Source organism: Desulfovibrio sp. (assembly GCF_018379785.1).
Classification (GTDB): Bacteria; Desulfobacterota; Desulfovibrionia; order Desulfovibrionales; family Desulfovibrionaceae; genus Desulfovibrio.
This window is the reverse complement of sequence record NZ_JAGZUV010000012.1, coordinates 1-19457: the sequence shown is the minus strand read 5'-3', so window position 1 is coordinate 19457 and position 19457 is coordinate 1. Positions and strand designations below refer to the sequence as shown.

General features: G+C 63.9%; 14 protein-coding genes. 7 read left to right on the top strand and 7 right to left on the bottom strand.

Going from position 1 to position 19457, the window contains the following annotated elements; translation table 11 throughout:
• Nucleotides 1–376 precede the first annotated feature (376 nt).
• From KH208_RS03990 to amrB, 4 genes are all read left to right on the top strand, one after another.
• A complete protein-coding gene (locus KH208_RS03990; protein WP_291434026.1) occupies nt 377–1333 on the top strand; it encodes an aspartate carbamoyltransferase catalytic subunit in 957 nt (318 codons plus the stop codon).
• On the top strand, nt 1330–2592 hold the full coding sequence (locus tag KH208_RS03985; protein WP_062254608.1) for a dihydroorotase: 1263 nt from the start codon (nt 1330–1332) through the stop codon (nt 2590–2592). The genes KH208_RS03990 and KH208_RS03985 overlap by 4 nt, the downstream gene beginning before the upstream one ends.
• A 152-nt stretch (nt 2593–2744) precedes the next feature.
• Nucleotides 2745–4211 (top strand): NAD-dependent succinate-semialdehyde dehydrogenase, encoded by a 1467-nt coding sequence (locus KH208_RS03980; RefSeq protein ID WP_291434024.1) that lies wholly within the window; start codon nt 2745–2747, stop codon nt 4209–4211.
• Nucleotides 4212–4430: 219 nt separating this feature from the next.
• Nucleotides 4431–5327, top strand: a complete 897-nt coding sequence (gene amrB, locus KH208_RS03975; RefSeq protein ID WP_291434022.1) for an AmmeMemoRadiSam system protein B — start codon at nt 4431–4433, stop codon at nt 5325–5327.
• A gap of 151 nt (nt 5328–5478) precedes the next feature.
• Here amrB and KH208_RS03970 read toward each other — a convergent pair whose 3' ends face one another.
• Nucleotides 5479–6606 carry a D-alanyl-D-alanine carboxypeptidase family protein gene (locus KH208_RS03970; protein WP_291434020.1) on the bottom strand — a complete coding sequence of 376 codons (1128 nt, stop codon included), beginning with the start codon at nt 6604–6606 and terminating at the stop codon, nt 5479–5481.
• 245 nt (nt 6607–6851) lie between these two features.
• Here KH208_RS03970 and KH208_RS03965 point away from each other — a divergent pair, with 245 nt between their 5' ends.
• Together KH208_RS03965 and KH208_RS03960 are read left to right on the top strand one after the other, a co-directional pair.
• Entirely contained in the window at nt 6852–6977 is a 126-nt protein-coding gene (locus KH208_RS03965; protein WP_291434018.1) for a hypothetical protein, read from the top strand.
• Nucleotides 6974–7360 carry a metal-dependent hydrolase gene (locus KH208_RS03960; protein WP_291434016.1) on the top strand — a complete coding sequence of 129 codons (387 nt, stop codon included), beginning with the start codon at nt 6974–6976 and terminating at the stop codon, nt 7358–7360. Before KH208_RS03965 ends, KH208_RS03960 begins: the two co-directional genes overlap by 4 nt.
• 74 nt (nt 7361–7434) lie before the next feature.
• Here KH208_RS03960 and KH208_RS03955 read toward each other — a convergent pair whose 3' ends face one another.
• The 6 genes from KH208_RS03955 to KH208_RS03930 all read right to left on the bottom strand — a co-directional run bounded on the left by KH208_RS03955 (nt 7435) and on the right by KH208_RS03930 (nt 19154).
• A complete protein-coding gene (locus KH208_RS03955; protein WP_291434014.1) occupies nt 7435–9339 on the bottom strand; it encodes a GGDEF domain-containing protein in 1905 nt (634 codons plus the stop codon).
• Nucleotides 9340–9559: 220 nt separating this feature from the next.
• Nucleotides 9560–10771, bottom strand: a complete 1212-nt coding sequence (locus KH208_RS03950; RefSeq protein WP_291434012.1) for an acetate kinase — start codon at nt 10769–10771, stop codon at nt 9560–9562.
• Between the two features lie 126 nt (nt 10772–10897).
• Nucleotides 10898–13009 (bottom strand): phosphate acetyltransferase, encoded by a 2112-nt coding sequence (pta, locus tag KH208_RS03945; protein WP_291434010.1) that lies wholly within the window; start codon nt 13007–13009, stop codon nt 10898–10900.
• A gap of 192 nt (nt 13010–13201) precedes the next feature.
• A complete protein-coding gene (nifJ, locus tag KH208_RS03940; RefSeq protein ID WP_291434008.1) occupies nt 13202–16738 on the bottom strand; it encodes a pyruvate:ferredoxin (flavodoxin) oxidoreductase in 3537 nt (1178 codons plus the stop codon).
• Between the two features lie 550 nt (nt 16739–17288).
• Nucleotides 17289–18689, bottom strand: a complete 1401-nt coding sequence (locus KH208_RS03935) for an FAD-dependent oxidoreductase (protein WP_062254621.1) — start codon at nt 18687–18689, stop codon at nt 17289–17291.
• Nucleotides 18690–18737: 48 nt separating this feature from the next.
• Nucleotides 18738–19154 carry a rhodanese-like domain-containing protein gene (locus tag KH208_RS03930; RefSeq protein ID WP_291434006.1) on the bottom strand — a complete coding sequence of 139 codons (417 nt, stop codon included), beginning with the start codon at nt 19152–19154 and terminating at the stop codon, nt 18738–18740.
• Nucleotides 19155–19276: 122 nt separating this feature from the next.
• Here KH208_RS03930 and KH208_RS03925 point away from each other — a divergent pair.
• Nucleotides 19277–19457 (top strand): TetR family transcriptional regulator (locus KH208_RS03925; RefSeq protein ID WP_291434004.1); only part of this gene is annotated, 181 nt, incomplete at its 3' end.

The following is a 19457-nucleotide window of genomic DNA, read 5'->3' as shown; positions in this document are numbered from 1 at the left end:
CGCGGCAATGATTGCGTGCATTGTTCCGGGCAGGCACGAAGGGGTTGATCCGTTCCTCCGGCGGCGTCGGGCCCGGTCCGGCGGACGCCCGATGGGCGCCCGCCGCGCGTCCGTTCCAGCGCCTCGCGCCGTGGGCGCAAGGGTGTGAAAAACTGTTCCAAACCTAGACAAAGCCCTTGGAGGCGTCAACAGACTTTTTCCTTTACAAAGGCCCGTCGCGCGCCTAACATTTTCACCCATGAAGCTGAGTGATGCCCATGCGTCGCGCCGCCCCGGCCGCACGCCGGAGTTTGCGCCGTTGCGGCCCGCCCCCGTGCCGATCTGTCCCCCGTTGGTTCCAGCGGGGCTTTTTTTTTAACTTTCAGTCCCTACGCCCATGAATACCGACAACCGCTATCATTGGCCGCACAAGGACCTGCTGGACGTGACCCAGCTGAGCGGAGAAGACGTCCGCCATCTGCTGGATCTGGCCGCCAGCTTTCAGGAAATCAACCGGCGCCCGGTCAAGAAGGTGCCCACCCTCAAGGGCAAGACCGTGGTGCTCTTTTTTGTGGAAAACAGCACCCGCACCAAAACCTCCTTTGACGTGGCGGGCAAGCGCCTGTCCGCCGACACCTATTCCCTGGCCAAGTCCGGCTCCAGCCTGAACAAGGGCGAAAGCCTCAAGGACACGGCCCTGACCCTCCAGGCCATGGGGCCGGACGTCATCGTCATCCGCCATTCCAGCAGCGGCGCGGCGGCCTTCATGGCCGATCTGCTGCCCTGCGGCGTCGTCAACGGCGGCGACGGCTGGCACGCCCATCCCACCCAGGCCCTGCTGGACTGCTTCAGCCTGCGCCAGGTCTGGGGCGACAGCTTTGCCGGGCGCACCCTGCTGATCCTGGGCGACATCGCCCACAGCCGGGTGGCCCGCTCCAATGTGCGTCTGCTGCATCTGCTGGGGGTCAAGGTCCGGCTCTGTGCGCCGCGCACCCTGCTGCCCGCCGGGGTGGAAACCTGGCCGGTGGAGGTCTTTTCCGACCTCAAACGCGCCGTGCGCGACGTGGACGCGGTCATGTGCCTGCGCCTGCAACTGGAGCGCCAGCAGGCGGGCCTGCTGCCCGATCTGGCGGAATATTCGCGGCGCTTCTGCCTGGGCGCGGCCCAGCTGGAGCTGGCACGGCCCGAGGCCAAGGTGCTGCATCCAGGCCCCCTGAACCGGGGCCTGCAAATTTCCCATGAGATTGTCGACGCGCCCGCCAGTCTGGTGCTCGATCAGGTGGCCGCGGGCGTGGCCACGCGCATGGCCGTGCTTTACCTGCTGGCCACGCGCAACGACGGAGGAAACGCATGACGCTCTGCATCAAAAACGCCCGCCACCTGGAGGCACCGGTGGACCTTCTGGTGGACGGGGACAGGATACTGACCATGACCCCGGCGGGCCATCACGCCGCGCCCGGGGGCTGCGAAATTTTCGACGCGCACGGCCTGACGCTGATGCCCAGCTTCATCGACGCCCATGTCCATCTGCGCGAACCGGGTTTCGAGTACAAGGAAGACATCGCCTCCGGCCTGGAAGCGGCGGCCCACGGCGGTTTCGGCGCGGTCATGTGCATGGCCAACACCAAGCCGGTCAACGACACGGCGGCCGTGACCCGTTTCATGCTGGAGCGCGCCCGCGAGAGCCATCCGCACGGGCCGCGCCTGCATCCCATTGCGGCGGCCAGCGTGGGCCTCAAGGGCGAGGAAATGGCCCCGCTGGCGGAACTGAAACAGGCCGGATGCGTGGCCGTGTCCAATGACGGCCGCCCGGTGGAAAATGCGGAACTGCTGCGCCGGATCATGGAATACGCGGCGGATCTGGACCTGATTTTCATCGACCACTGCGAGGACGCCCGCCTGGGCAAGGGCTGGCTGATGAACGAGGGGGCCGTGAGCGGCCTTCTGGGCGTCAAGGGCCAGCCGGACGTGGGCGAGGCCGTTCAGATCGCGCGCGACGTCATGCTGGCCGAATATCTGCATCTGCCCGTGCACATCGCCCATGTCTCCTCCAGCCTGAGCGTGGACGTCATCGCCTGGGGCAAGGCGCGCGGCGTTCAGGTCAGCGCCGAAACCTGCCCGCACTATCTTCTTTTGGACGAGAGCGCGCTGGAGGGCTACAACACGGCCGCCAAGGTCAGCCCGCCGCTGCGCCGCCCCGAGGACCGCGAGGCCCTGCGCCGGGCCGTGAAGGACGGGACCATCGACATTCTGGTCACGGACCATGCCCCGCACGCGGCCCATGAAAAGGAAGGCACCCTGGACGAAGCCCCCTGCGGGCTCACCGGCCTGGACCTGGCCGTGAGCCTGACCTGGGCCCTGGTGCGCGAGGGGGTGCTGGCCGAGGCCGATCTGCAGCGCCTTTGGTGCCGCCGCCCGGCGGAAATCTTCCGCCTGCCCTGGAACGGCTTCGCGCCCGGCGACCCGGCGGATTTCTTTCTTCTGGACCCGGATGAGGTCTGGACGCCCGGCCCGGAGACCATGTATTCCAAAAGCCGCAACACGCCCTTTCTGGGCCGGAGCCTGCACGGGCGCGTCAAGCACCACTGGCTCGGCGGACAGCGGCTGTTCTGATCGCATCCGGGGCGGATTGCCCTTAAAGGGCCGCGCTTCTTCAACTGTTCATTCAGCCGGGAAATACGTTTCCCTGCTGAATCCACGCCGCGTCGCGGCGTTGGAGCATTCCCGGGTGAAGTTCCCTAACCTGAATTGCGTGAGGTTTCCCCATGTCCATGCTTGATATACTGAGCGACAAGAGCCTGTTCCGTCGGCAATGCCTGATCAACGGCCAATGGTGCGACGCGGACGACAACAGCGTGCTGGCCGTGACCAATCCGGCCAATGAGGAACAGTTGGGCACGGTGCCCAAATGCGGCGCGGCCGAAACCCGCCGGGCCGTCGCGGCGGCCTCAGCCGCCTTTCCGGTCTGGAGCGCGCTGACCCCTTTGCAGCGCGGCGCGTATCTGCGGGCCTGGGAACAGGCCGTCAAGGACAATCTGGAGGATCTGGCCAAAATCCTGACTCTGGAAGAAGGCAAGCCCCTGGCCGAGGCCAGAGGCGAGATTCTCCAGGGCGCGTCCTATTTCCCCTGGTTCGCCGAGGAATGCCGCCGCGTCTGCGGCGACGTCACCCCGTCGTTCCGTCCCGGCACCCAGGCCCTCACCCGGCATGCGCCCGTGGGCGTGGCTGCGGCCATCACCCCCTGGAATTTCCCCTTCTCCATGCTGCCGCGCAAGGCGGCTCCGGCCCTGGCCGCCGGGTGCACCATCGTGGTCAAGCCCGCGGGCCGCACGCCTTACAGCGCTCTGGCCCTGGCCGAACTGGGCACGCGCGTGGGCATTCCCGCCGGGGTCATCAATGTGCTGACCGGCGACGCGGCGGCCATCGGCGGCGAAATCGCGGCCAATCCCATAGTGCGCAAAGTCAGCTTCACCGGCTCCACGGAAGTGGGCAGACAACTGGCCGCCGACTGCGCGCCCACGCTCAAGCGCATGTCCCTGGAACTGGGCGGCAACGCGCCCTTTATGGTCTTTGACGACGCGGACTTGGACAAGGCCCTTGATCTGGCTATGGGCAGCAAATTCCGCAACGCCGGGCAGACCTGCATCTGCGCCAACCGTTTTCTGGTCCAGAGCGGCATCCATGACCGTTTCGTGGACGGGCTCGCCGCACGGGTCAAGGCCCTGCGCGTGGGCAACGGCCTTGACCCGGCCACGGACACGGGCCCGCTGATCAACGTCCGCGCCGTGGAACGGGTGGACGCCATGGTCCGCGACGCTGAGGCCAAGGGCGCGCGTCTGCTGGTCGGCGGGCACAGGCACGCGCTGGGCGGCAATTTTTACGAGCCCACCCTGCTCACGGGCCTGAGGCCGGACATGCGGGTTTTCCAGGGCGAAATCTTCGGGCCCGTGGCCGCCGTCATGCCTTTTGCCGTGGAAGAAGAGGCCGTGGCCCTGGCCAATGACACCAGCTACGGCCTGGCTTCCTATGTCTGCACGCGGGATCTGGCCCGGACCTGGCGGCTGTTCGGCGCTCTGCAATACGGCATGGTGGGCGTCAACGACGCGACCCTGGCCGCGGCCGAGACGCCTTTCGGCGGCGTGAAATACAGCGGCCTGGGCCGCGAGGGCAGCAGCGAGGGCCTGCTGGAGTATATGGAGACGCATTATATGTTGTTGGGCGGACTGGCCTAGACTCAGCCCACATTAAAACGCCGTCCGCGAAAAGCTGAATTTTTTCGGGCAGTAAGGCGCAAAGGAGAAATAGGACGAAGCTGTATTGAACATGCCGCGAGGTCAATTTCTTTTTTGCAACGCAGTTGCACGGAAGGAGGCGGCTTTGCAGCAGGCGCTTTAATGAGGGCTGAGTCTGGTGTCGCGCCAGGCGATGCATCTCACCAGGAGGGATCGGCCATGTTGATTCGCAAGCCCGTGGCCGCCGGGCGTTTTTACCCCGCCGCGCCCGACGCCCTGACCCGGGAAGTGCGGGCCTGCCTTGATGCGGGGGCCGCCATCCGGAGGGCCGGGGTTCAGGACGCGTCAGCACCGGCGAAAATTGACGCCGCATTCCGCCCCTGGGGCCTGATGTTGCCCCATGCGGGCTACGTCTATTGCGGGCGGGTGCTGGGCGCAACCCTGGCGGGCGTGGAGCTGCCGCGCACCTTGATCGTGCTTTGCCCCAACCACACCGGGCGGGGCCAGACCCTGGGCGTCTGGCCCGAGGGCGCATGGCTCACGCCCCTGGCCCCGCTGCCCGTGGATGCGGACCTGTCCGCCGCCCTCATCGAAAGGGGCGACGGCAATGGGGGCTTCGCGGCGGACACGCTTTCCCATCTGGGGGAGCACGCCGTTGAAGTCGTGCTGCCTTTTCTGCAGGTGGCGGCGGGCGAGGAAAGGCCCTTGCGCATAACGCCCGTCTGCGTGGGCACGCAGCAGCCGGAGGCCCTGCGCGCGGCCGGGCGGGCCCTGGCCGATGTGCTGGCCGACTGCCGGGCCAAGGGACAGGAAGTGGGCGTCATCGTCAGTTCGGATATGAATCACTATGAAGGCGAGCGCCGCACAGTGGAAAAGGACGCTCTGGCCCTGGAGCGGGCTCTGGCCTGTGATCCCGAAGGCCTGCTGGCTGTGGTGGCGCGCGAACGAATCAGCATGTGCGGGGCCGGACCGTTGGCCCTGGCGCTTTTTGCCGCCCGGCAGTTGGGCCGGGCGCGGGCGGAACTCGCGGCGCACGACACCTCGGCCGCGGCCTCGGGCGATACGGAGCACGTTGTGGGCTATGCCGGGTTGCGTCTGTTTTTGCATGAAAAATAACGCCGCCGGAGCCAGGGGGCGTAAACGCAAAGAAAAGTCGTCCGAGAGTGCGGACGGCTTTTTCTTTAGAGTATATTGCGATAATTTCCCGGTGCGGATTCCCACGAAGAATCCGCATCAAAACGCTCCAAGAGCGGAGGCCGGTAAGCCGTCAGCTGGCGCGGGGCCGTGAATTCCGGGCGGCCTGGCGGGAATGCTGCGGGCGGGAGGCGCGTTGTTTGACGGCCTTGCGGTTCTTGTGATTTTTGCTCTTGGCGTATTTGGTCCGGGAGCCGTGCTTGGCCTGTCTGTGAACTTCCGGCTGGGCCTGGGCGTACTGTCGGCCCGCTTCATGGGCGGTTTTGCGGAGATCCAGGCGATAGTTTTCCTGGGGCATCTGGGTCAGGGCGGCGGCCACGGACACGGCCTGGTTGCCGCAGACCTGAAAACCAGCGTCCAGCAGGCGGCAGGCCTCGGTGCCGCGCATGCGCACGTCGGGCGCGCCCAGAATCACGGCCAGCAGGCGCTTGTCTCCCCGGCTGGCCGTAAAAATCAGATTGTAACCCGAAGCGTTGACCCAGCCCGTTTTCAGGCCGTCCGCGCCGGGGTACTGGCCGAGCAGGGGATTTTTGTTCCAGGTGACCCGGCCCTGGTGATTGAGCACATGGGTGTTGTGGAATTTGAGCGCCCAGGGATAGGCACGCAGATAGGCGCGGGCCAGGGTAAGCATGTCGCGGGCCGTGGTGTACTGCCCCTGGGCGGGCAGGCCGTGCGGATTGCGGAACCGGCTGTCGCGCATGCCCAGCACGCGGGCTTTGACGTTCATCATGTTCACAAAGGCCGTGGCCGAACCCCCTACAAATTCGGCCACGGCCATACTGGCGTCGTTGCCGGAGGACACGGCCATGCCCATGAGCAGCTCTTCCAGGGGCACCCGCTCCCGGTTTCTGAGCCCCATGCGCGAGCCGCCGGTGCGCGCGGCCGCGCGGCTGACGGGCACGACGCTGTCAAAGGCGGCATGCCCGGCGCTGATGTGGTCCAGAGCCAGAAACATGGAAAGCACCTTGGTCAGCGAGGCCGGAGGGATGTGCTCATCGGCGTTCTGTTCGAAGAGGATGGCGTCGTTGTCCAGATCATACAGAATGGCCGAACAGACGCCTACAAAACCGTGGGGAGGCACGGCCGGGGCCGCAACGGCCCGGCCCGGCCCTATCTGGGGAGCCGCCAGGGCGAAAAGGAGAAAGAAAAACAGCAGATGGGCCGTGGGCCGGAACGGCAGGAGGCGGGAACTGGGTGACATGGCAAACCTGTGGTTTTCGCCCGGAGGGACGGGGAACTGTGGAATTGTTAGACAATGTTTAGATATGCCGTGTCGCCGTCGGGTGCAAGAAAATTTCGCGTTCCAGGGAAATTTGACAGATCGGGCCGGGCGTGCTGTTTTGCCGGGAATGACGCGTGGCGTGCGCGGGTCGATATTTCCGCCGTCGGCTGGAAGCGTCCCGGCCGCCGGACAGCAGGCGCGTCTCACGCGCCGGAGGAGGTTCCATGCCCACCGTGTTTTCCCATCCCGCGCCCGTACTGGCCTTGGCGGCGGCCCTGGGCTCCCGCGTCGTTCCCGCGCGCCTGCTGCTTTTCGGCGTGTTCTGGCCGTTCTTCCGGACCTGGACGTGATCGGCTTCAAGCTGGGCATCCGTTACGCGGACCTGCTGGGGCACAGGGGTTTTTCTCACTCTCTGCTTTTTGCGCTGTTCATGGGGCTGTTCGGCGCTGCCCTGGCCCCCTGGCTGCGCTGTTCCCGTCCGGCGGCCTTCGGCGTGGGCTTGGCGGCCGTGGCCAGCCACATTCTGCTGGATGCCATGACCAACGGCGGGCTGGGCGTGGCCGCACTGTGGCCTTTGGACAAGGCCCGGCATTTCCTGGACTGGCGGCCCATCCTGGTTTCACCTCTCAATTTGCACGCCTTTTTCGGCAGGCAGGGGCTGGAGGTGCTGATCTCGGAGTGGCGCTGGGTCTGGTTGCCCTGCCTGGCGGCGGGCGCGTCGGCCTGGCTGTAGCGCCGCGCTCTGGCCAAAGCCCGGCGGGAAGCTCCGCCACTGGGGCGTCCGCGTTCCTCAGGACGCGCCGGGCCTCAGATTCTGGCTTTGCGCCGGTCCGCCTTGCCGGAGTAATACTGCCGCTTGGAAGCATACATATTGCGCTCCGCCGTTTTGATCAGTCCGTAGGCGGAGAAGGGGGCGGGGCTCCAGGCCGTGCCCATGGCGCAATGGTACTGTTTTCCCTTCGCGGCCTTTTCCACGGCCCGGACTTTGCGCGGAAGCGTTTCTCTATCCGCGTCGATGACAAAGGCCACAAACTCATCGCCGCCGATGCGGTAGGCGTTGTCCCGGCCGAATTCCGCGCACAGCACGGAAGCGATGCCCTGCAGCATGCGGTCCCCGGCCTCATGGCCGTGCGTGTTGTTCAGCTCATGCAGGCCGTTGGCGTCAACATAGACGCAGCCCAGGGACTGAAAGCCGCGCGTCTGATATTCCGGCAGGGAGTTCTCAAAGCAGTTTCTGTTCAGCAATCCGGTCAGGGCGTCGAATTCGCTCATTTTTTTGATGGCGAGATGGGTGTCGATATTGCTGAGGGCCGTGGCAAAACTCAGGGTGGCGATTTGCAGCCGTTCGGTGTCTTTCCAGCGCCGCCGCATGTTCGCGGCGGCCAGCACGCCGGTCAGCGCGCCTTTCGGTTCCTCCACGAGCGCCAGCATGAGGTTGTGCAGACCCATACGGCGCAGTTCCTCGCTTTCATGCGGCGGCAGTTTCCGCGCCGTGCCGACAGGGTCCAGTAAAAGGTTTTTTTGCTCCGCGAGCAGGGCGCGCAAGGCGGGCAATTCCATCGCCGCGTGCAATGGCATGCGATTCTGTTCGTTCAGGGCGTCTTTCCGGAAGTTCCAGGACTGATCGGCCTGGCCGTTCTTGAAAATCAGAAAGCAGGTGCTTTCCGCCGTCAGCATGTCGGCCACGGTGGACAGGCCTTTCCGGATATGATCGGGATTTCTGTGCGCCGAGGACAGTGTCTTTTCCATATCGAGGGCCTGCCGGGTCAGATGGAGCTGGGCTTCCTTTTCCTTGGTTTCCCGCCGGGCGTTGAACACCGCCCAGCCGAAAAAGGCCCCGCAGGCCGCGAGCACGCCGGAGATCAGCAGGATAAGGGCCGTCTTGATCCTTTTGGCGTCCTGGAACAGCACGCTTTCCGGGATGGACAGCATGACGCTCCAGGTATTGATGCCCAGCGGCTCATAGTGCAGATAAAAATATTCCCCCACGGTTCTGGACAGAAAGACGATGTTGCCGGGCCGCCCTTCCGCCAGATCCTTTCGCATCCGCGCCCAGTCATAACCGGCTTTGGCCTGCCGCCCGCCCAGCGCATTGCTGTTGCCCGGCGTTTTATGCCAGGTGTCCAGAATGAAGTCGCCGCTGTCGCCCGCCATGATATAAATCTGGCAGACCGTGCCGAAGGCCCGGGACTCGAACAGGCCCGGCAGCCTGCCCAGTTCGATGACGCCCATCAGCAGCGCCGTGGGCGTGCCGTTTTGCAGGATGGGCACGCAGTTGCGCAGCACCTTTTTTCCGCTGCCGTCCAGGGCCGTCTCCACATTGGAAACATAGGGGGCTTTCCGGAGTTCTTCTTCAAAAGAGAGGAGGCCAGCCACGCTCCGGCGACTGCCGTTTTTTAAGAGAACCTCGTCGCCGGGCAGCAGGATTTCCAGCGAGGAGACCAGGCCGCGCGTCTCATAGGCCGCCAGAATGGTTTCGATGCCCCGCGAGGCCGGGTTTTCCTCGCGGCCGACCAGGGCCGCGAGGGCCCGCAACTGGTCCTGATCGCCCATGACGCGGTCGTGAATTTCCTTGCGCAGTTGCAGGGTGGCCTGGCGCAAGACCCTGAAGCCCGACTGCTCGGTCAGGTCGTTGATGAACCATGAGACGAACAGAAGGGCGGCGAGAAAAGAGGCAAGCAACAGGGCCGTGGCGATGAGATTTTTGTGCACGATAGCTGTGAGGTCTGTGGCCGGTGTTAATGTGGGAGTTCAGGGGCTGTTTGTTTCGCCGCAAAAGGGCAGGAGAAACAGGAGTGAATTACTATACTCTGCACGATGTGCGGCCGGAAGTCCAGAACCCGCCGCGCGGATGGCGCTGCGTTATGGGCCGATATGAAAAAAGGCCGCCCCGAGGGGCGGCCTTGGCAGTTGCCGTCAGTAACCGCGGCGTTTATTTGCCCAGTACTTTCAGAGTCTCCAGGGCGATCTGCAATTCCTCGTTGGTGGGAATGATCAGCACCGGAATTTTGCTGTCCGGCAGGGAGATGGTCCGCGCGCCGGGCTTGCGGATGGCGTTTTCCTTGAGGTCCAGCTTGATGCCGAAGGTTTCCAGACCATCGCAGACGGCGGCGCGCACGATGTCGTCATTTTCACCGATGCCCGCGGTGAAGACCAGGGCGTCCACCTTGCCGTCCAGCAGGAAGAAATAGGAACCCAGGGTCTTTTTGATGCTGCGCACCAGCATTTGCAGGGCCAGGGCGGCGCGCTCGTTGCCCTTTTCCACCTGGGAGTGCACGTCGCGCATGTCCGTGTAGCCGCACAGGCCCAGCAGACCGGACTTCTTGTTCATCAGGGTGTCGGCCTCGGCCGGGGTCAGGCCTCTCTTTTCCATCACAAAGGGCACGATGGCCGGGTCGATGCTGCCGCAGCGCGTGCCCATGATCAGGCCTTCCAGGGGGGTCAGGCCCATGCTGGTGTCAAAGCACTTGCCGTCCTTGACGCAGCTCATGGACGAGCCGTTGCCCAAATGCATGGTGATGGAGCGCAGCTCGTTGAGAGGCTTGCCCAGATATTCCGCCGTCTTGCGGGCGATGTACTTGTGCGAGGTGCCGTGGAAGCCGTAACGGCGGATCTTGAGATCCTCATACAGCTCGTAGGGCAGGGCGTACATATAGGCTTCCGGCGGCATGCCCATGCCGAATTCCGTATCGAACACGGCCACGTTGGGCACGCCGGGGAAGAGCTTTTCAGCCACTTCAATGCCCATGAGGTTGGCCGGATTGTGCAGGGGGCCGAGCAGGATGCATTCCTTGATGATTTCCTTGACGCGCCGGTCCACCAGCACCGGGTCCGTGATGGCTTCGCCGCCGTGCAGCACGCGGTGCCCGATGGCGAAAATTTCGCCCTTGTCCTTGATCACGCCGAACTCGGGGTCGGTCAGCAGGGCGATGACCAGTTCCATGGCTTCCACATGGGTGGGGAAGGCCGACTCGCGGACGATCTTGTTTTCCTTGTCCGTGTCGGGCGCGATTTTGTGGGTCAGGCGGCCGCCGTCCTGGCCGATGCGCTCGGCAAGACCGGAGCAGAGCACGCGTTGCGTGTCCATTTCCAGAAGCTGATATTTGCACGACGAGGAACCCGCGTTGATCACCAGAACTTTCATATGCCGTCCTTTTTCCTGCCTGGGGGTTGAGGGAAAATGTCAAAGGCGGGAGCGTCGGGGCGCTCTCGCCCGTTGGTTGCATGCCTTCAGAGCATTTCAAAGTTGAAACGCTCGTGACGACAGCCTCTAATCCTTGCCGCTCTTTTCCGCGGCGGCCTGCACGGCGGTGATCGCCACCGTGTTGACGATGTCGGGCACGGTGCAGCCGCGCGACAGGTCGTTGACCGGCTTGTTCAGGCCCTGGAGCACCGGGCCGATGGCCACGGCCTGGGCGGCGCGCTGCACGGCCTTGTAGGTATTGTTGCCGGTGTTCAGATCCGGGAAGATGAAGACCGTGGCCTTGCCCGCCACCTTGCTGTCGGGCATCTTGGTCTTCGCCACCGTGGGATCAATGGCCGCGTCGTACTGCAGGGGGCCTTCCAGGGCCAGATTCGGGGCCATTTCCTTGGCGATCCTGGTGGCTTCCACCACCACGTCCACGTCCGCGCCCTTGCCGGACGTGCCGGTGGAGTAGGAGAGCATGGCCACGCGCGGCTCAATGCCGAAGACCTTGGCCGTATGGGCCGAGGCCACGGCGATTTCCGCCAGCTGCTGGGCCGTGGGATTGGGGTTCACCGCGCAGTCGCCGAAGGCCAGCACGCGGTCTTTGAGGCACATCAGAAAGACCGAGGAAACCACGGAATAGCCGGGCTTGGTCTTGATGAACTCAAAGGCCGGGCGAATGGTGTGGGCCGTGGTGTTCACCGAGCCGGAAACCATGCCGTCGGCGTCGTCCTTCTTGACCATCATGGTGGCGAAGTAGGTGGCGTCGCTTATGACGTCGCGGGCGTGCTCCAGGGTAATGCCCTTGGCCTTGCGCAATTCGTAGTAGGTCTGGGCGTAGTCGTCGAATTTGGGCGATTTTACCGGGTCGATAAGCGTGGCCCCGGCAATGTCCAGACCCAGTTCGCTGGCCTTCTGGCGGATGACGTCCACGTTGCCCAGCAGGGTGATGTCCGCCACTTCGCGGCGCAGCAGAATGTCCGTGGCGCGCAGGATGCGTTCCTCCTCGCCTTCGGCCAGGACGATGCGCATTTTGTCGTTTTTGGCCCGCTCGATGAGTTCGAATTCGAACATCATGGGCGTCATGCGGCCGCTGCGCTTGCAGACCAGGCGGTTGGCGATTTCCTTGCCGTTGACATGGTGCTCGTAGAGGCCCAGCACAGTGTTGATCTTGCGCATGTCGCCGGGTTCGATGAGGCCGTAGACTTCCTGCAGGGCCGTGATGGTCCGGTAGGTGTGAAACTCGGTGAGCAGGATGGGCAGGGGCGCGCCGGTCCAGCCTTCAATGAGTTTGCAGACTTCCTCCGGCGGGCGCAGGCCGCCGGTGAGCAGCACGCCCGCGATGTCCGGCTTGGCCGAGGACAGGCGCGAGGCGATGGCCGCCAGCAGGATGTCCGTGCGGTCGCCGGGCGAGATGATCAGCTGATCCTTGGCGATGTAGCGGAGAAAATTGTCCACATGCATGGCCGCCACCAGGTAGTCGCCCACCAGGGTGTCCATGCGGTTCTCGCCGAAGAGCACTTCGGCGTTGAGGCCCTTTTTCACGTCGCCCATGGTGGCCCGGCCGATGGTCGGGTCGTTGGGCACGGCGTAGATCAGGGCCGGCTGCCCGTCCTGGCCGAACTGGGCGCGCAGCTCGTCCAGGTCGGTCTGGGAAAGATGGCTCCGGTTGATGATGGTCGCCACCACGTCCAGCGCATAGGGATCCAGGCTGTCCATGGTCATCTGCAGGGACTGGCGGATGTCTTCGGCCGTGGCGTTGTCGCCGCTGGTCACCAGCATGACCGGGCAGCCCAGGTTGGCCGCGATTTCGGCGTTGAGCTCGAATTCAAACACCGGATCCTTGCCCAGAAAATCCGTGCCCACGCAGAGCACGAAGTCGTGCTCCATGAGGATTTTTTTGAACTTCTGGATGATGTTTTCCAGCAGGATGTTGCGCGAGCCCTGGTTGATGATTTCCCGCGCTTCGGCATGGGTGTAGGCGAAGGTGTCCGCGTACTCCATGTTGATCTTGAAGTGCTCGAGCATGAGGTTGATGTCCGGGTCGCGGTCATCCAGCTGCGGCTCGTTGATGATGGGCCGGAAGAAGGCCACGTTGCGCATGTGGCGGCTGAGCATCTGCATGGTGCCCAGGGCGATGGCGCTTTTGCCCGTCAGGGGGCCCGTGGCCGTGACATAAAGTGCGTTGTGCTTCATAGGAACTCCTTGCCCGGCGTTCCGCGCCGACGGCGGGGCGGAACGCCCCTCTTCGCCGCCGTCCGTACCGGACCCCGTGAAGTGAAAAGGGGCGCGGCTTGTCCGCCGCGCCCTGTCTGTCTCATATGCCGTCATCGCGTCCGCGCGTCCAGTGGGCTGGCCCCGGACGCGCGGCGGGTTCTGTTTGCGTGCTTACTTCGTCGTTTCCACTTCGGGATAGGGCAGATCCGCCAGTTGCTTGAGCAGCGCGTAGCGCTCGGCATAGGCTTCGGCCAGTTCGCTCTTCAGCTTCTTGGAGATTTCGGGATCAATCTTGTCCAGGGAAGCGTAGCGGGTTTCACCTTCCAGGAATTCGTGCAGGTTGGCGCTGGGGGCCTTGCTGTCAAGCTGGAAGGGGTTCTTCTTTTCCTTGGCCAGCTCGGGGTTGTAGCGGTACAGCGGCCAGTAGCCGGTCTGCACGGCCATCTTGGCTTCCTCCATGCTCTTGCCCATGCCCTTGCGCAGGCCCTGGTTGATGCAGGGCGCGTAGGCGATGATCAGCGAGGGGCCCTTGTAGGCTTCGGCTTCGCGGAAGGCCTTGAGCACCTGCTGCTTGTCCGCGCCCATGGCCACGGAAGCCACATAGACGTAGCCGTAGGTCATGGCCATGCGACCCAGTTCCTTTTTGCCGGTGCGCTTGCCGCCCGCGGCGAACTGCGCCACCGCGCCCAGCGGCGTGGATTTGGAGGACTGACCGCCGGTGTTGGAGTACACTTCGGTGTCCATGAGCAGCACATTGATGTCGTCGCCGGAGGCCAGCACGTGGTCCAGGCCGCCGTAGCCGATGTCATAGCCCCAGCCGTCGCCGCCGAAGACCCAGACGCTCTTTTTGGTGTAGAGGTCGTCCATATCCCAGAGCTCGTGGGCCAGCGGGCTGTCGAAACCGTCCAGGTTGGCGAGGATCATCTCGCCGTACTTGCGGGAGCCTTCGGGATCTTCCTTGTTGTCCAGCCAGCCCTGCAGGGCGCTCTTGAGCTCGGCGGGCACGTTTTCTTCCTTCAGGGCCTCTTCCACCAGCATAGCCAGGCGGTTGCGGCGCTGCACATAGGCCAGGCCTATGCCGCAGCCGTATTCGGCGGCGTCTTCGAACAGGGAGTTGCCCCAGGTCGGGCCGAAGCCGTCCTTGTTGGTGCAGTAAGGCGTGGTGGGCGAGGAGGCGCCCCAGATGGACGAGCAGCCCGTGGCGTTGGCGACGAGCATGCGTTCGCCGAAGAGCTGGGTGAGCACCTTGACGTAGGGAGTTTCGCCGCAACCGGCGCAGGCGCCGGAGAATTCCTGGAGCGGCTGCTGGAGCTGCGAGCCCTTGATGGTGTCGCGCGGCAGCAGGTTGTCCTTGAGGCTGATGTGCTCCTCGGCGAATTCCAGGTTGGCCTTCTGGGCGTCCAGCTGGCCTTCCAGGGGCTTCATGACCAGGGCCTTTTCCTTGGCCGGGCAGATGTCGGCGCAGGAACCGCAGCCCAGGCAGTCCTCGGGATAGACCTGGATGCGGAACTTGAGGCCCTTGAGTTCCTTGCCCATGGCGTCCTTGGTTTCAAAGCCGGCGGGCGCGCCCTCCAGTTCCGCTTCGGTGGCCAGCACGGGCCGGATGGCGGCGTGCGGGCAGACGAAGGAGCACTGGCAGCACTGGATGCAGTTGGCCACCTGCCATTCGGGGATGTTGATGGCCACGCCGCGTTTTTCGCAGGCGGCGGTGCCCAGGGGCACGAAACCGGCGGGATCCATGGCGGACACGGGCAGCTTGTCGCCCTGCTGGGCCAGGATGGGCCGCACGATTTCGCGGATGTAATCGTCGTCGCAGCAGTGGCAGACCACAGCGCCTTCGGTGGTGTCGGCCCAGGAAGCGGGATACTTGACTTCTTCCAGGGCGTCGCTGGCCTTTTCAACGGCCGCGATGTTCATGTTCACGATCTTGTCGCCCTTGAGGCCGTAAGTCTTCTTGATGGATTCCTTGAGCAGCTCCACGGCCCTGCCGAAGTCGATGACCTTGGCAAGTTTGAAGAAGGCCGTCTGCATGATCATGTTGATGCGGCCGCCGAGGCCCACTTCCTGAGCCACTTTCACGGCGTCGATATTGTAGAACTTCAGCTTCTTGCGGGCGATGATGCGCTTCATGGAGGCGGGCAGATGCTGCTCCATGTCGGCCAGGGACCAGTTGGAGTTGAGCACGAAGGTGCCGCCTTCCTTGATGCCTTCCAGGATGTCGTACATGGTCACATAGGCGGCCTTGTGACAGGCGATGTAGTCGGCCTGGGTGATCAGGTAGGAGGAGGTGATGGGCTGCTTGCCGAAACGCAGGTGCGACACGGTGAAGCCGCCGGACTTCTTGGAGTCGTAGGCGAAGTAGGCCTGGGCGTACATGTCGGTGTTGTCGCCGATGATCTTGACGGCCTGCTTGTTGGCGCCCACGGTGCCGTCCGCGCCGAGGCCGAAGAACTTGCACTGCACGGTGCCTTCGGGCACGGTGTCGATTTCCTCTTCCACATCCAGGGAAAGGTGGGTCACGTCGTCATTGATGCCCACGGTGAAGTGGTTTTTGGGCTGGAGGCCCAGCATGTTGTCGAACACGGCCTTGGCCATGCCCGGCGTGAAATCCTTGGAGCCCAGACCGTAGCGGCCGCCCACGATGGTGGGCGCTTCGCCCTTTTCGAGGAAGGCGGTGCAGACATCCTGGTAGAGGGGCTCGCCCAGGGCGCCGCATTCCTTGGTGCGGTCCAGCACGGAAAGGCAGGTCACGCTGGCCGGGATGGCGCGCAGCAGATGCTCGGCCGAGAAGGGACGGTAGAGGCGCACTTTCACAAGGCCCGTGCGCTGGCCCTGTTTGTTCAGGTAGTTGACCGTCTCTTCAATGACCTCACAGGACGAGCCCATGCTGATGATCACGCGGTCGGCTTCCGGATGGCCCACGTAGTCGAAGAGGTGGTACTTGCGGCCCGTGATGGACTCCACCTTCTTCATGTTCTCCACCACAATGCCGGGCACGGCATCGTAATAGAGGTTGGCGGCCTCGCGGTTCTGGAAGTAAATGTCAGGATTCTGGGCGGTGCCGCGCACGTGCGGGTGTTCGGGATTCATGGCGGAGGCGCGGAATTCGGCCACCTTGTCCCAGTTCACCAGGTCCTTGATGTCTTCGTAGTCGATGACTTCGATCTTCTGCACTTCATGGGAGGTGCGGAAGCCGTCGAAGAAGTGGCAGAAAGGCAGGCTGGCGTCGATGGCCGAAAGATGGGCCACCAGGGCCATGTCCATGCACTCCTGCACCGAGGAGGCGCAGAGGAAGGCGAAGCCGGTCTGGCGGGCGGCCATGACGTCCTGATGGTCGCCGAAGATGGACAGGGCGTGGGAGGCCAGGGCGCGTGCCGCCACATGGAAGACGCCGGGCAGCAGTTCGCCCGAGATCTTGTACATGTTGGGGATCATCAGCAGCAGGCCCTGCGAGGCCGTGTAGGTGGAGGTCAGCGAACCACCGGCCAGCATGCCGTGCACAACGCCCGCCGCGCCCGCTTCGGACTGCATTTCACGCACGATGACCGTCTGGCCCAGCACGTTCTTCCTGCCGCGGGAGGCCATTTCATCCATGACCTCGCCCATGACCGAAGAAGGCGTGATGGGGTAAATGGCCGCCGTCTCCGACAGGGCGTAGGCAATATGTGTTGTGGCGTTATTGCCGTCCATGGTTTTCATTTTAGCCATCTGTTCCTCCTTGGCGCCGTGTGGGCGCGCAATGTTTTTTCAGTCAGCTCCGGGCCGTCGGTAACCGCCCGGTATGGCGCAATAGTGGTGAAGCCGGAAAAGATGCCGCGCGGGCGCTTGAACCGTCCCGCCGACAGTGCCGGAGGCCCGCTCCCGTCCATAAAAAAACCGGGAAAGCCGCCGTCAATCCGGGATGAAACAGTTTATCCGATCCGCGTCTGCCCGTCCATCAGAACTATTACGGGGCTTGGCGTAGCCGCCGCATATCCGGGAAATCCGTCCTTCGTGTTCACGCGTTGCCAGCAGCCATAGCATAAAATTGTTTGATTGAACAGTTAAAATGGGCTTGCATTGTGAAATATTTTTTTATCTTTCCTGTGCTCCGGGCCGCGCGAAACAAAGGCCGCCGGAAATCCTGATCGGATTTCCGGCGACGGGAGGGAGGCGCATCGGCATGACGCATTTCTTGAGGCCGCTGTATTCGCGGAGGAATTTCGCCCTGTGCTTGTTTTTGAACCGGGATCTTCAGGCCCCTGCCCGGCAACAGGCGTCAGCTGATCTGGCCGAAGAGATCATTAAGCGCTTCGGTCATGGACGGATGCGTATAGATCATGTCGCGCAGAAAGGCGGAGTTCTGACCGGCGCGCATGGCGGCGGTGACGGTATTGATCATTTCCCCGGCGTCCGCGCAGTGCAGGGCGCAACCGAGAATCGCTCCGCTGTCCGCGTCCGCCACGGCCTTGAGCAGGCCGCTGGTCTCGCCGAGCAGGCGGGCGCGCGGAATGGCCGCGGCGGGCAGTTTGGCAATCGTGACGTTCAGTCCCTGGGCGCGGGCTTCCTCTTCGCTGAGGCCCACGCGGGCCAGGGGCGGGTCCATGAACACGGCGTAGGCCACTGGCCCCCGGTTGCCGGTGTCGCGTTTGCCCTCGCCCCAGAGCGCGTCCCGCACAATGCGGAAGTCGTCCAGGGAAATATAGGTGAACTGCAGGCCGCCCTTGACGTCGCCCAGAGCCCGGATATGCGGCTGGGAGGTCCGCAGCCGGCCGTCCACGGCAATGGCCCCGTGTTCGTCCAGGCGGACGCCCGCGGCCTCCAGGTTCAGCCCTTCGGTCAGAGGCCGCCGCCCGGTCGCCAGCAGCACGGCGTCGGCCGTGAACACCCGCTCTTCCTCCGCGCCGTCCGGCCCGGCGACGCGGCAACGCAGTTCCGTGCGGGTCGCGCCGTCTTCGGCAATGTCGCGCACCGACCGGGCGCTGACTCCCAGGTGAATGCTCACGCCCTGAGCTTCCAGGGCCGCGCGCACGCTCTGGGCCATGTCCGCGTCCTCGCGCGGCAGGAAACGCCGGGAATATTCCAGCATGGTCACGCTGGAACCGAACTTCGCGTACATGGAGGCCATCTCCAGCGCGATATAGCCCGCGCCCAGAATGACCAGCCGGCGCGGCAGACGGGTCAGGTCCAGCAGGCTGGTGCTGGTGTAAACGTTGGCGCTTTCGGCCAGGCCCTCAATGGGCGGAATCACGCTGTACGCGCCGGTATTGATGTAAATATCCTCACCGTGCAGGAGTTCCGCGTGCCCGTCGGCAAAGCGCACTTCCACCTCATGGGGCGATGCAAAGGAAGCCTGGCCCGTGAGCACGGTCACGCCCCGGCTGGTCAGCATCTCCAGGTTCTTTTGGCGCAGGAAGCCGGTGACTTCGTCCTTGCGGGCCACGGCGCGGGCATAGTCCGCGGCTTTCTGCGCGAAATCGCGCTCCGCGCAGCCGGAGAGCGCCTTGGCCTCGTGCACCAGCGTTTTGGTGGGAATGCAGGCGATGTTGATACAGGTGCCGCCGTACATCCGGTCCGATTTTTCAATCATGGCCACGCGGCGGCCTTTGCCGGCCAGAGCGGCGGCGATGGTTTTGCCGCCTTTGCCGAAGCCGATGATGATGTCGTCGAAGTTTTGCATGATATGTCCTCCGGACGGCGCGGGGGCCGCCCGAGTGCTGTATGGTAATTAATGAAACACGTAGCCGCCGTCGGCCCGGTACTCGGGCGAGCCGTTCAGGTACCAGAGCGCCTGTTGTGCGGGCCGGGTCTTGTGGACCATTTCATAGGCATAGGCGGCCCGGCGGCCGGTGCGGCAGACGAAAAGCACGGGCTTGTCCGTCGGCACTTCCGCGAGTCGCGCGGGCAGTTCCTCCACCGGAAGAAGCCGGGCCCCGGGCACATGGCCCTGGGCGAACTCGTCGGGGCTGCGCACGTCAATGACTACCAGATCCTTGCCCAGGCTGTCGATGAGGGCCTGGGCGGCCTGAGCCTTGAGCGGTCCCGTGGCGGGCAGGTCGGCGCGGGCCGTGGCGACGGTGCCGGAGAACAACAGGGCGGCGAATATAAATAAGGAAAGCAGGGCGGCGGGGCGGAAATTTTTCATGGCGCAACTCGCTTGTTTGAGGTGGACGGAGTCAAAAAATGAATTAATTATTTAACGATTGTTAAAAAACTAAAAAACGCTATGCTTGTCAAGCGATATTTTGAAGTTCAAGGAGCATGCCCATGGGAAGACCACCGCTGCACGACGATGCAAAACTCAAACAGGATATGGTGGATTGCCTCTGGCAGCTCGGCTACGACGCGCCCATCAGCGCCGTGGTGCAGAGCACCGGGGCCAAGGCCGCCAGTCTGTATGCCCGCTTCGGCAGCAAGAAGGGCATGCTGCTGGCCGCGCTGGACGTCT